Below are 13,076 nucleotides of genomic sequence, written 5' to 3'. Positions count from 1 at the left end.
CCCCATGGGCGCGTATATCCTTCGCAGGCTGTTACTTGTGATTCCCACTTTGTTGGGGATCATGATCCTGAATTTCGGTTTGACCCAGTTCGTGCCCGGTGGCCCGATCGAGACGATTATTGCCCGCATGGAAGGCGGCGGTGACGTGTTCGAATCCATCGCCGGTGGCAATGCGGATGCCGATGTGGGCGCACAAGAAGATAGCGCCTATCCTGGGTCGAGCGGTCTTTCCAAGGATTTCATTGAAGATCTCGAACGTCAGTTTGGGTTTGATAAACCGCCGTTGGAACGGTTCCTGAACATGATGTGGAACTACATCCGCTTCGATTTCGGCGAGAGTTATTTCAGATCGATTTCCGTCGTTGATTTGATCCTCGAGAAAATGCCGGTGTCGATCACACTTGGCCTTTGGTCGACCTTGATTGCCTACGCGGTGTCGATCCCGCTTGGGATTAAAAAGGCTGTCCGCGACGGGTCGCGGTTCGACACGATCACGTCGGCGACCATCGTTGTGGCCTATGCGATCCCTGGCTTTTTGTTCGCGATCCTGCTGATCGTTTTGTTCGCGGGCGGGTCCTATTATCGGTTATTCCCGTTGCGCGGTTTGACCTCTGCCAATTTTGAGGAACTGTCGATGATCGGGAAGGTGCTGGATTATTTCTGGCACATCACGTTGCCTGTGCTTGCCTCGACGATCTCTGCCTTCGCGACCCTGACGTTGCTGACGAAGAACAGCTTCTTGGACGAGATCAAAAAGCAGTATGTGACGACGGCGAAGGCCAAAGGCCTGTCCGAGAAGAAGGTCCTGTACGGCCACGTGTTCCGGAACGCGATGCTGATTGTGATCTCGGGCTTTCCGGCGCTGTTCATTTCGGTGTTCTTTGGCGGATCATTGATTATTGAGACGCTATTCTCGCTCGACGGCCTTGGCAGGCTCGGGTTCGAGGCTGCTGTCGCCCGCGATTATCCTGTGGTCTTTGGCACGCTCTTTGCGTTTTCGTTGATGGGCCTTGTCGTAGGGATTTTGACGGACATCACCTATGTCTTCATCGATCCACGCATTGATTTCGAGGGGCGCGGCTGATGGAAATGCAAGTGACCCCAAAACCGAAACGCATGTGGTTGTCGCCGCTGAACCAACGTCGTTGGCGCAATTTTCAGCGCAACAGACGTGCCGTCTGGTCGCTGTGGATATTCACAGTACTGTTTGTGCTGTCGCTTTTCGCTGAACTGATCGCGAACGACAAACCGATCCTTGTGTCGTATCGCGGTGAACTACGTATGCCGATTGTGTCGTTCTATTCGGAACGTGACTACGGCGGGGATTTCCCGACGGAGGCAGTTTACGGCGACGTCGAGGTGAAATGCCTGATCGCGACGGGCGGGCTGGAGGATTGTTTCGACGATCCCGAAGGGTTGCTTGAAACGGTGGAAAGCGGCGGTGACGTTGATATCGAAGGGTTCCAGAAGGGTTGGACCATTTGGCCGCCTATTCCCTATTCGTACAACACCATCGTTGACGTGCGCGGCGTGGCCCCTGCGCCGCCGTCCGATACGAATATCCTTGGCACCGACGATACCAAACGCGATGTGGCCGCTAGGATTATCTATGGGTTCCGCCTATCGATTTTGTTTGCGGGTATCGTGACTATCGGGTCGTCGTTGATCGGTATCCTTGCGGGCGCTGTGCAGGGTTACTTCGGTGGTTGGACCGACCTGATTTTCCAGCGGTTCATCGAGATTTGGACGGGCATGCCGTCGCTCTATGTGATCATCATCGTCTTCGCGATTGTGGGGCGCAGTTTCTGGCTGCTTGTGTTCCTCACCATACTCTTTGGCTGGCCTGCCTTGGTGGGGCTGGTGAGGGCCGAATTCCTGCGTGCGCGCAATTTCGAGTATGTGCGTGCGGCCAAGGCGCTTGGCGTATCTGACCGCACGATCATGTTCCGCCACATGTTGCCAAACGCGATGGTCGCCACGGTCACGATGCTGCCGTTCCTTGTGACGGGGGCGATTGGCGGTCTCGCATCGCTCGATTTCCTTGGCTTCGGCTTGCCGTCATCGGCACCGTCGTTGGGCGAGCTGACCTTGCAAGCAAAACAGAACCTACAGGCCCCATGGCTTGGCTTCACCGCATTCATCACCTTTGCTGTGATGCTGTCCTTGTTGGTGTTCATCTTTGAAGGCGTCCGCGACGCGTTTGATCCGCGAAAGACCTTTTCATGAGCCTGCTGCTTGATGTCAAAAAGCTAAATGTCCGGTTCCGGCAGGATGGGGAAACGACCCATGCTGTGCGCGATGTGTCGTTTCAGGTGCATAAGGGCGAGACGGTCGCGCTGGTCGGTGAATCCGGGTCCGGTAAATCCGTAACAGCGTTGTCGACGGTACAATTGCTGGGCGATAGTGCACATGTCGACGGGTCGATTGCCTATGATGGCACCCAAATGGTCGACGCCGCCGAGGCTGATCTGCGCCGTGTGCGCGGCAATGACATCAGTTTCATTTTCCAAGAACCGATGACGTCGCTGAACCCGCTGCACACGTTGGAAAAGCAGCTGGCGGAATCGATAGAACTGCACCAAGGGCTGCGCGGCGCTGCAGTTACGAACAAGATTGTGCAGTTGTTGAACCAAGTGGGCATTCGCGACGCAGAAAGCAGGCTTGGCGCGTATCCGCACCAATTGTCTGGCGGCCAACGGCAACGCGTGATGATCGCGATGGCGCTGGCGAATGATCCCGAACTGCTGATCGCGGATGAACCGACAACTGCGCTTGATGTGACGATCCAAGCCCAGATTTTGGACCTGCTGGCAGAGCTGAAAGAACGCAAGCAGATGTCGCTGCTGTTCATCACCCACGACCTGACGATTGTACGCAAAATCGCGGATCGGGTGTGTGTGATGAAGGATGGTGAAATTGTCGAAACGGGTCCGACGGCTGACATCTTTGCGAATCCGAAGCATCCCTATACGCAAATGCTGCTCGCCGCGGAATCGACGGGTACGCCGTTGCCGGTTCCCGCGGATGCGCCTGTGGTGCTGGAAACGGAATCTGCGAAAATCTGGTTCCCGATCCATCGCGGTCTGTTGAAACGCACCGTGGGACATATCAAAGCGGTGAACGACGCGACCTTGACCGTTAGGGCAGGGGAGACAGTGGGCGTCGTCGGCGAATCCGGTTCTGGCAAAACGACGCTGGCGCTTGCGATCATGCGCCTGATCCGGTCCGAAGGGGCGATTACGTTCCAAGACGAACGCATCGACGGGCTGAACCAGAAACAGATGCGACCGCTGCGCACCGACATGCAGATCGTGTTCCAAGACCCCTACGGATCATTGTCGCCGCGTATGACTGTCGCCCAGATCATCGCCGAAGGGCTGACGATTCATGAGATAGACCCGGCAAGGGACCGTCGCGAAATGGTGGCTGAGATCATGACAGAAGTCGGGCTTGATCCGACGCTAATGGATCGTTACCCGCACGAATTTTCCGGTGGCCAACGCCAGCGGATCGCAATTGCGCGGGCGATGATTCTGCGTCCGAAGCTGCTGGTGCTGGACGAACCGACATCTGCGCTTGATATGACTGTGCAGGTTCAGATCGTGGAATTGCTGCGTAATCTGCAACAGAAATACCAACTGGCTTACCTGTTTATTTCGCATGACCTGAAAGTCGTTCGCGCGCTGTCCCACAAAGTGATGGTGATGAAGCAGGGCGATGTTGTTGAAGCAGGTGATGCGGACGCGATTTTTGATGCGCCGCAGACGGATTATACGCGTGCCTTGATGGCAGCAGCGTTTGAAGGGCGTGCGATTTAACAGCCGTTCATCCGCACGAAACGCGACTTTCACATAGAAAAAGGGCGCCGCGATCATTCGCGACGCCCTTTTCAATTCGTGTTCAATATTAGCTGTCGGACCCGATCATGAAGCATGACGTGCCGCGTGCCTGTAGGCGGCGGCAGGCCAGATCAGCACCTTCGCGGGTCAAACCCATGAAGTTCGCGTCGAACCCGCCGGAGCGTTGCACGACGCGGCGCAATGATCCGTCCAGCGTTGTCATCTCGTTCAAAGCGACCTTCAGCAACACGCGTTCTGCTGCATAACGCGATGGATACCGCCCGACGTTCACGCCCCAGTGGCGGCCGCCGGATGTGGAAATGCGTGTGACGACTTCTGGTGCTGCTTGGACTTCTTGCGCTGGGCCTTGAACCGATGCGGTGATCAATTCTGCTGGGCGGGCCTGCGGGGCAGGGGCGGATAGTACTTCGCCTGCTTCGGCGTTTGGCGTTGCCTCGAATGCGCTTTCGGTCAGGACCGCGTCACCCAATGCTTCGGACAATGCGGTGTCGATGGAATCGGTGTCGACTGTTTCGGCCAGAAGGCTGGCGATCAGGTCGGTATTCACATCAAGCTGCGGCGCATCTGCGGCGGGGCGTGATTGCGGACGCAGGCTGGCTTGGACCAAACCCGTGACACGGATCGTTTTGCCGGAACCGCCGTTGGTCGCCGCTGTCCCATTGCTGGACACAAGCGTGTTCGCGGCAGGTGGCGTCGGTTCATTGACGCGGACGTTGGATGGTGCGCGCTGGAAACCCATGTCCATCAGTTCTGTGATGCGCGCGTTCCGTGCTGCCGTGGAAGACCCACCAAACACAGTCGCAATGATGCGTTCTTGGCCACGCTGCGCAGAGGCGACAAGGTTGAAACCAGCCGCACGTGTGTAGCCTGTTTTGATCCCGTCGGCACCTTCGTAAGCGTTCAGGAAACGACGGTTGGTGTGGGCCACACGGGCAACACCAGCATCGGCGCTAATACGAGAAAACAGGTTATAATACTGTGGGAAGTCATAAATCACGTGACGACCAAGGACGGACATGTCGCGTGCAGTAGACATGTGCCCGCTTTGCGTCAGGCCGTGTGCGTTTTTGAACGTGGTGTTGGTCATACCCATCGCGGCAGCCGTCCGGTTCATCCGCGTGGCAAACGCAGATTCGGAACCAGAGATCGCTTCACCAATCGCTGTGGCCGCATCGTTGGCGGATTTCACAGCGGCAGCGCGGAGCAAATACCGCAGTTTGATCGTTTGACCGCTGCGCAGGCCCAGCTTTGACGGCGGTTCTGATGCAGCGTTGGATGTGATCCGGACCTCTGTATCCAGCGTGATTTCACCGCGCTGGATTGCTTGGAACGCAATATAGAGCGTCATCATTTTGGTCAGGGATGCGGGGTGCAGGCGCGTGTCGGCGTTGCGCGAATGCAAAACCTCGCCTGTGCGTGCATCCATGACCATCGCCGCATAAGGGGCCGCTGCCGATTGCACAGGTGCAATTACGGTGACCAAAACGGAGAATAAGAAGAGTGTTACGCCATAGGCGCACTGCTTTAGACGACTTGCCACGTCGTTTGCCTCACTATTAAAACTGCCTCGTGGCCCCACTTTTTGACGCGGTGACCTTATTGATTACAGCGAAGCTAACACAGCGAATCTGAAACGGTAAACATTCTGTTTTCAAAGACTTCCGTGGTGTGAATCCTGCCACACCGCCATATTTAGTGGGGTTTGGCTGCAAAACATCTAGATCGTCCTCAACAAGCTAGATCATGCTTCGGCTACGCTGCGTCAGGCTTGTCGGATTTTTGCCGATGTGTGGGGTTTTCTTGCTAGCCACCTGTCTTATATAGAAGGTCAATCGCAACGCCCGTAGGAATTACCCCCAGCATGCTGAGCAACATCACAATGATGGCCGATCGCAAAGACAACGACGACAGTGATGTCGGCGTCGCTTTGGACGTGAAACCAAAGACAAAGCGCCCGCCGCTTTATAAGGTGATGATCCTAAACGACGATTTCACACCGATGGAATTTGTTGTGATGGTACTGGAACGGTTCTTTGGGATGTCGCACGCCCAATCATTTGAATTGATGTTGACGGTCCATAAGAAGGGCCTCGCCGTTGTGGGTGTTTATAGTCACGAGATTGCAGAAACGAAGGTCGCGCAGGTGATGGATTTCGCCCAACGCCACCAACATCCGCTGCAATGCACAATGGAGAAGGAATAGCGGTCCACCGTTAGTCCACCCGCACATGTCCGCATATTCCCGCCTGTCCACCGCCCTTACCGAAGGGGCGCTGTCGCTGCCTGACGGTCCTGTTTGTCTGATGCGTCCGCCGCTGGACTATGACGTCAACGATCTACCGCAGGACCGCGTGACGATCCAACATACGTTTAAGCCGGATGCGGCGGGGTGGTCTAACGCGGGCTATCCGGTGACGGCCGCGTTTTCCGAAGCTGAAACCGCTATTGTTGTTGTGCCGCGGTCCAAAGCATTGGCGAAATCCATGATCGCAGAGGCCGTAGGCCGTGCGAAGTTGATCGTTGTTGATGGTAACAAGACAGACGGAATCGACAGCCTGTTTAAGGCATGCCGCAAAATTCTGGGCGATTTGCCGTCGATCACCAAGAACCACGGTCGCATCTTTTGGTTCGAAGCCACCGATGCTTTCGCCGATTGGGCCGCACTTGCACCAGCAAAAGGTGACCATGGTTATGTGACCACCGCTGGTGTGTTTTCGGACGGCGCTGTGGATGCGGGGTCGGAACTGTTGGTCGCGAACCTACCGTCTAAACTGCCTGCACACATGGCCGATTTGGGTGCCGGTTGGGGTTACCTTGCTGGGCCTGTGTTGCAGCGCGATGGTGTGCAAACGCTTGATTTAATTGAAGCAGAGGCGCTGTCGCTTGATTGCGCCCGCCAAAATGTCAGCGATGACCGTGTGAATTTCCTGTGGGAAGATGCGACCACCTATCGTCCGGTAAAGGCCTATGCCGGCATCATCATGAACCCGCCGTTTCACATCGGTCGCAATGCCGATCCATCGCTGGGCCGTGCCTTTATCGCGTCGGCTGCCAAGATGTTGGCAGGCCACGGTAAACTTTGGATGGTCGCGAATCGTCATTTGCCCTATGAACAGGCGTTGAGTGATGCGTTTCGTAATGTTGAGAAGATCGCGCAGAATAACGCGTTCAAAGTTTTCCATGCCACGCGCCCTTTGCGCTGAATGACGGCGAAATAGCCTGACCGGAGTTTCGACACATGTCCTTTTCGATTGAAGGCAAAACCGCGATTGTGACGGGGGCCGCAAATGGTGTTGGCCTCGCAATTGGGAAACATTTCCTGATGAAAGGCGCAAATGTCGTCTTTGCCGATATGGACGAAGAACGTCTGAAAGCTGAAATCAGCGATTATGCCGATGATGATAGCAATGCGCGCATCTTTGCGGGCGACCTGCGCCAGAAACTGACGATTGCGAACCTTTTGTCAGCGACAATCGATTCGTTCGAACGTGTCGATATTCTTGTGAACGCGTCCCGGCAGGTGTTGTTGTCTGATCCGCTAAGTGTGGATGACACGTCGGTTGAAGACCTGATTGATCAGAACCTGATGACGGCCCTGCGTTTGACCCAAGCTGTCGCCCGCCGGATGATCAAACAGGCGAAAGACGGCGACGATGATGCTTATGTCGGGTCTATCGTGAACCTCAGCTCGATTGCCGCGCGGCGAACACATCCTGATCTGTTGGCGTATTCGGTGAGTTCAGCTGCACTTGATCAGATGACGCGGTCAATGGCCGTGGCGCTTGCGTCGAAACGTATTCGTGTGAACGCGGTAGCGTTCGGGTCGGTGATGAGCGCGAGCCTGAAAGGCACGTTGCGCGAACATGACGAAATGCGCGACGCGATTGTGGACAACACACCATTGCACCGGATCGCCAGCCCGAATGAGGTCGCGGATGCGGTGCAGTATCTGGCGTCAGATGCGGCCGGTTTCGTGACCGGTCAGGTCATCACCGTTGACGGTGGCCGGACCCTGATTGATCCGGCAGCGGTGTCTGCACACTAAGCGATTTATTCAGGGAAACGCGCGATACACTGCGCGATCCCTGCTTGCGCGTTTGAGATGTTCTGCATCTGGCGCTGTTCAAGGGATGTCAGCTTGGCCCTTTCCGCATTCAGATCAATCGCGATCGGCACCGTCCGCGTCCGCGTTTCTGTCTTGTCACAACGGAAACTGAACTTCGTGCCATCTTCATTCTTGCCGACGCAATTGGCACGGCGGGTGCGCACGTTTTGCCGTTCTTCAACTGCAAACCCACGCGACAGATTGGCGCGCGTTTCGGCGATTAGCGCATCAAGAACACGGACTTCGCGGTTCACTTCGTCCAGACAGGCTTCGCGCGGGGTCGCGCAAGCGGTCAGCAACAGCGGAACAATAAAAAGGGCGGCACGCATTAGTATTTCCTTCGTTTTCCGTCCACAGGGGTTGATCTGTATCAAGGGTCTGTGGTCCGCTTCATGACATGGTATAGCACAGAATGTTATGCAATATCAGACCAAAGGAAGATGCATGTCAGACGAGATGATTACCGAAAAAGAAACCGCTGCGGCATGGTTTCGGACATTGCGCGACGATATCGTCGCATCCTTTGAGAATTTGGAAGACACACTGGCGTCCGGGCCAACGGCGGATATGCCTGCGGGCCGATTCGAGGTGAAGGAAACAAAGCGGACTGCCGATGATGGTGACGACGCAGGCGGTGGCCTGATGTCCGTAATGCGCGGTGGACGCGTGTTTGAAAAAGTCGGCGTGAACGTATCCACCGTCTACGGTACATTGGGTGAAGCTGCGCAAAAAGCGATGGCCGCCCGTGGTGTGCCCGGCATGGACACTGATCCGCGGTTTTGGGCATCCGGCATTTCGTTGGTCGCGCATATGCAAAACCCGCATGCCCCTGCGGTGCACATGAACACGCGGATGTTCTGGACCCCACATGCGTGGTGGTTTGGTGGCGGTTCTGATTTGAACCCTTGCTTGGAATACGACGAAGACACGGCGCATTTTCATGCCACCCAAAAGGATCACCTTGATCCGCACGGCACTGATTTGTACCCGTCATTGAAAGAATGGGCAGACGAATATTTCTACATTCCGCACCGGAAACGTGCGCGGGGCGTGGGCGGCATCTTTATGGATGATCGTAACACAGGCGACTGGGCAAAGGATTTTGCGCTGACCCAAGATATCGGACGGGCTTTCCTGCCTGCTTATGTGCCGTTGGTTGAAAAGCGGCGCGACACGGTGTGGTCAGAGGCCGATAAGGATGCGCAATTGGTGCATCGTGGGCTCTACGCCGAATACAACCTCGTCTATGATCGCGGGACAAAGTTCGGCCTGGCGACAGGGCATGACGCGGATGCCGTTTTGATGAGCCTGCCGCCATTGGCTAAGTGGGTCTAATCCACGGGGTGCAACTTTTGCGGATGATCGGATTGGGGGCCAGCCCCCAAACCCCCGAGATATTTGGACCAAAAAAAGTTAGTTCACGCGTGCGCTGATCCGTTTGGCGCCCGTGTGTTCGGGCTGCGACGTGTTTTGGATTGGCGCCCCATTGGCTGCGATTTGCACGGCGAGTTGGAATTCACTGCCTGAAACGCCAGAGCCTGACCGCGCCGCGATCCGTTCAAAGGTTTTTTCGGACGCGACCAATAGCAAAAGCTTTGCCATCCGGTAGTGCCGCAGGCCTTCTGCCTCGACCGTTGCATTTGCAGGCAAATCGAGGCGCGCAATTTCGGACTGGGACGGCGGCAACACGATGATCCATGTGACCGCGACAACGACGAGACCGTAGAGTGCGGATCTGATACCGCCGATGATCAGGCGAATGCGCAAAAAGATACGGCGGAGTGCGGCAAGCATATCGGGACCTCATTTCTGTGGTCCCGATTTTGCGTTTCAATACGGCGGTTCTATGACGCCCGTAGGGTATCAATCATCAACTGCACGTTCTCGGGATCCGCATCTGGCGTGATCCCGTGTCCGAGGTTGAAGATGTGCGGCCCGTTCGCGAAAGCCTTTTTGATCCGTTTGACTTCGTCGATCAGGTCCTGACCGCCCGTCACCATATGCGACGATTTCAGGTTACCTTGGGTACAGCCGCCTGTTTGCAGGTTCGCTGCCGCCCATTCCGCCGTCACGCCGTCGTCCACCGCAATGCAATCTGCGCCGGTCGCTGCGTGCAGACCAACGTAACGTTCGCCTGCGCCGCGTGGGAACGCGATAATCGGAACATCTGGGTGGCGTGCCTTGAGCGCTGCGATGATCTTTTGCGTCGGTTTGATCGCGTAATTGACGAAATCATCTCCCTGCAGCGATCCGGCCCAGCTATCAAATAGCTTCACAACTTCGGCACCTGCGTCGATTTGCATCGAAAGGTATTCGATAGTGGACGCGGTCAGCAGGTCAATGATGCCTTCGAACGTCGCTTTGTCACTGTCTTTCAGTGCATGTGCCGGTCCTTGATCTGGCGTGCCTTTGCCCGCGATCATGTAGGTCGCAACGGTCCACGGTGCGCCGGCGAAACCGATCAGGGTCGTCTCAGACGGCAATTCGCGCGACAGGATGCGCACAGTTTCGTAGATCGGCGCCAGATGTTCGTGGATCGCATCTGCTGGTTTCAGCTTTGCCAAACCGGATGGATCGGTGATTGTGGACAGGCGTGGCCCTTCGCCCGTGACAAACCACAGATCAGCGCCAAGTGCTTGAGGTAAAAGTAAAATGTCAGCAAACAGGATGGACGCATCAAAGCCGTAACGCCGGATCGGCTGCAATGTGACCTCTGCCGCCAACTCTGAATTATAACATAGCGATAGGAAATCACCGGCCTGCGCCCGTGTCGCCCGATATTCCGGCAAATACCGTCCTGCTTGGCGCATCATCCAGATCGGCGGCGTCTCAAGTGTTTCGCCTGCCAATGCACGCAGGATGGTTTTTTGTTTGGTCATAAAAGGCGTCCTTTTGATCTTCTTTTTGGTCCCAACTCGGGCCGCTGATGTCAAGGGAGTTGTCAGGCTAAGTTGACAGGTCTACACAACGTTTATGACATTGAATTTGCCGACCCCCGCCCAGCCTTTCAACATCGGAACCCGTGGTTCACCGCTTGCTTTGGCGCAAGCGTACGAGACGCGCAAGCGCTTGATGACGGCATTTGATTTGCCGGAAGCTGCATTTGAAATTTGCGTGATCAAAGTGACGGGTGACATCATCCAGGATCGGGCTTTGAAGGAGATCGGCGGCAAAGGTCTGTTCACCAAAGAGATCGAAGAGGCCCTGCTTGACGGGTCGATTGATATCGCCGTGCATTCGATGAAAGACATGCCTGTTTTGCAGCCTGACGGGTTGCTTCTGGACACATATCTGCCGCGCGAAGATGTCCGCGATGCGTTTATTTCGAACAGCTGCACTGGTTTGGCGGGTTTGGCGCAGGGTGCCACTGTCGGCACGTCGTCATTGCGCCGTCGTGCGCAGTTGCTGGCCCGCCGTCCTGACCTGAATGTCGTTGAATTCCGTGGCAACGTTCAAACGCGTTTGAAAAAGCTGGGCGATGGCGTGGCAGAAGCGACGTTTCTGGCGATGGCTGGTCTGAACCGTTTGCACATGGATGATGTGCCGAAGACAGCCATTGCGCCTGAAGATATGCTGCCCGCTGTCGCCCAAGGTGCAATCGGGATTGAACGGCGTGGCGACGACAACCGCGCGGCTGAAATGCTGGCCGCGTTGCATGACACGCCAACCGGTCAACGGTTAGCGGCCGAACGTGCGTTTCTTGAGGCGCTGGATGGATCGTGTGAAACGCCTATTGGTGCTTTGGCCGATCTGGATGGGGGCACATTGCGGTTGCGCGGTGAAATCCTGCGTCCCGATGGATCAGAGGTTCTGAACGACGACGCGACTGCGCCTATCGAGGATGGTGCTGCCCTTGGTCATGAAATGGCTGCAAAGTTGCTTGCGAAGGCCGGTCCGGGATTTATGGGTCACTAGGACCGCGTTGATCGATCCAAATACAACAACATCGCGGCACCGGTCAGGATTGTGAAAGCGCCCGCAAATGCGGCAAGGTGATAGCCGCCGATGGCCGCCCCGACCGCAAAGATGAGCGTTGCAAGAGCGTGCGAAACTGTCCGTTGTAACGTCATTAACGATGCGCCGGCGCCCGCGCGATCATCAAGCAAATCCTGTAAGTAACTAATCGACAGTCCGTAAAGCAGGCCGCCCCCGATGGCGACGGGCAGGATCAACAGCCAAACTGTTCTGTATGGGGCAAGGATGGGCAAGAGCGCCATAAAAAGGGCATAAAAGACGGCTCCGACAGCGATGATATGCAAGCGTCGAAAATATTTGGCCAATGTGCCGACCGACAACATCACAAGGATTTCGAGCGCAACAAAGAGCCCGAAGAACACGCCAACGTCGCCCGTCGTCCGTCCTTCGGCCTGCACAAACACAAGCGCGAGGATGACCCCCATCAGGGTCGATCCCGAATGCACCGCACCCATCCAGAAAATGCGCCAGACAATGCGACCCGCAAGCAATTCCTTTACGGACGCAAAAAAACCGAGACCTGATTTCTGTTCCATCCAAGGTGCTGTTGCGTCGGTGGGCCAGCGCGCCCAGATCAGAGTCGCAAAAATGAGACACACGGCGCACATGGCCGGATAGAGCGCGGTCAACGGTATGCCCGCGTCAAAAACGAAGCCCCATGTCGGCAAAACAACAACAAACGGGACGGCAAAGAGCGCGCGAATGACGGATGTCACGCCATCCCGGTCAGCGGCGGCCCAACCGGCAGTGTAGAGACGGGTAATCGCAAAGAGTTGCCCGAGGATCGTTGCGGATATCGGTAATAAAATCGCATGGGCAATGACAAAGGCCGTTGCGTTGTTACCCAGCCACCCGACAGCGGTGCCACCAATCGCACCCATGATAGCGAGCAATGCCATGGGTTTGCGGCTCGGTTTTTGGTCAGTAACGATGCCCACCCACACGGATGCTGTCACGGTCACCGTAAATGTCGTAGCAAGCACAACCGCAAAAGCGGTGTCCGATAAGCCAAAGATCGTTATGCCCAATAGTGATTTGTACGGTTCGAACGACGCTGCCAAAACGCCGAACAGCATCGTTGCCGCCCCGATCATCCGCAATACCGGATCGCGCCAGATGATAAAGATTTGCGACAT

At 56.0% G+C, this 13,076-nt stretch carries 13 protein-coding genes; 8 read left to right on the top strand and 5 right to left on the bottom strand.

What is annotated here, in order from left to right; all coding sequences use genetic code 11:
• Positions 1–4: 4 nt before the first annotated feature.
• From AC0L7R_RS16335 to AC0L7R_RS16325, 3 genes are read left to right on the top strand one after another with little or no spacing between them, the layout of a single operon-like run.
• Positions 5–1,084: a microcin C ABC transporter permease YejB gene (locus AC0L7R_RS16335; protein WP_247128451.1), complete on the top strand. Its 1,080-nt coding sequence runs from the start codon at positions 5–7 to the stop codon at positions 1,082–1,084.
• Positions 1,084–2,226: an ABC transporter permease gene (locus tag AC0L7R_RS16330; RefSeq protein WP_348107928.1), complete on the top strand. Its 1,143-nt coding sequence runs from the start codon at positions 1,084–1,086 to the stop codon at positions 2,224–2,226. Before AC0L7R_RS16335 ends, AC0L7R_RS16330 begins: the two co-directional genes overlap by 1 nt.
• Entirely contained in the window at positions 2,223–3,818 is a 1,596-nt protein-coding gene (locus AC0L7R_RS16325) for a dipeptide ABC transporter ATP-binding protein (protein WP_473657905.1), read from the top strand. Before AC0L7R_RS16330 ends, AC0L7R_RS16325 begins: the two co-directional genes overlap by 4 nt.
• Before the next feature lie 88 nt (positions 3,819–3,906).
• Here the strand turns inward: AC0L7R_RS16325 and AC0L7R_RS16320 are convergent, their stop codons facing one another.
• Positions 3,907–5,400: a D-alanyl-D-alanine carboxypeptidase family protein gene (locus tag AC0L7R_RS16320; RefSeq protein ID WP_348107926.1), complete on the bottom strand. Its 1,494-nt coding sequence runs from the start codon at positions 5,398–5,400 to the stop codon at positions 3,907–3,909.
• 321 nt (positions 5,401–5,721) lie between these two features.
• Here AC0L7R_RS16320 and clpS point away from each other — a divergent pair, with 321 nt between their 5' ends.
• Genes clpS through AC0L7R_RS16305 form a run of 3 tightly spaced genes read left to right on the top strand, consistent with a single transcriptional unit; the run spans position 5,722 to position 7,905 of the window.
• The gene (clpS, locus tag AC0L7R_RS16315) at positions 5,722–6,063 is read left to right on the top strand and encodes an ATP-dependent Clp protease adapter ClpS (protein WP_247128448.1); all 342 of its coding nucleotides are present in this window, start codon (positions 5,722–5,724) and stop codon (positions 6,061–6,063) included.
• Between the two features lie 25 nt (positions 6,064–6,088).
• Positions 6,089–7,063: a methyltransferase gene (locus AC0L7R_RS16310; RefSeq protein ID WP_473657904.1), complete on the top strand. Its 975-nt coding sequence runs from the start codon at positions 6,089–6,091 to the stop codon at positions 7,061–7,063.
• Positions 7,064–7,098: 35 nt separating this feature from the next.
• Positions 7,099–7,905, top strand: coding sequence for an SDR family NAD(P)-dependent oxidoreductase (locus tag AC0L7R_RS16305; RefSeq protein WP_247128446.1), 807 nt, complete (start codon positions 7,099–7,101; stop codon positions 7,903–7,905).
• Between the two features lie 5 nt (positions 7,906–7,910).
• Here AC0L7R_RS16305 and AC0L7R_RS16300 read toward each other — a convergent pair whose 3' ends face one another.
• On the bottom strand, positions 7,911–8,294 hold the full coding sequence (locus AC0L7R_RS16300) for a hypothetical protein (RefSeq protein ID WP_473657903.1): 384 nt from the start codon (positions 8,292–8,294) through the stop codon (positions 7,911–7,913).
• Positions 8,295–8,409: 115 nt separating this feature from the next.
• Here AC0L7R_RS16300 and hemF point away from each other — a divergent pair, with 115 nt between their 5' ends.
• Positions 8,410–9,300: an oxygen-dependent coproporphyrinogen oxidase gene (gene hemF / locus AC0L7R_RS16295; RefSeq protein WP_473657902.1), complete on the top strand. Its 891-nt coding sequence runs from the start codon at positions 8,410–8,412 to the stop codon at positions 9,298–9,300.
• Positions 9,301–9,378: 78 nt separating this feature from the next.
• Here the strand turns inward: hemF and AC0L7R_RS16290 are convergent, their stop codons facing one another.
• Both AC0L7R_RS16290 and hemE read right to left on the bottom strand, forming a co-directional pair.
• Positions 9,379–9,759 carry a hypothetical protein gene (locus AC0L7R_RS16290; protein ID WP_473657901.1) on the bottom strand — a complete coding sequence of 127 codons (381 nt, stop codon included), beginning with the start codon at positions 9,757–9,759 and terminating at the stop codon, positions 9,379–9,381.
• Between the two features lie 50 nt (positions 9,760–9,809).
• Positions 9,810–10,844, bottom strand: coding sequence for a uroporphyrinogen decarboxylase (hemE, locus tag AC0L7R_RS16285; RefSeq protein ID WP_473657900.1), 1,035 nt, complete (start codon positions 10,842–10,844; stop codon positions 9,810–9,812).
• Between the two features lie 94 nt (positions 10,845–10,938).
• Here hemE and hemC point away from each other — a divergent pair, with 94 nt between their 5' ends.
• Positions 10,939–11,880 (top strand): hydroxymethylbilane synthase, encoded by a 942-nt coding sequence (gene hemC, locus AC0L7R_RS16280; protein ID WP_473657899.1) that lies wholly within the window; start codon positions 10,939–10,941, stop codon positions 11,878–11,880.
• Here hemC and AC0L7R_RS16275 read toward each other — a convergent pair.
• Entirely contained in the window at positions 11,877–13,076 is a 1,200-nt protein-coding gene (locus tag AC0L7R_RS16275) for an MFS transporter (RefSeq protein ID WP_473657898.1), read from the bottom strand. The genes hemC and AC0L7R_RS16275 overlap by 4 nt on opposite strands.

The sequence above is a fragment of the Yoonia sp. D2-7 genome (assembly GCF_055809435.1).
Note: the sequence above shows the minus strand (reverse complement) of the source record. Positions and strands in the feature narration are given on the sequence as shown.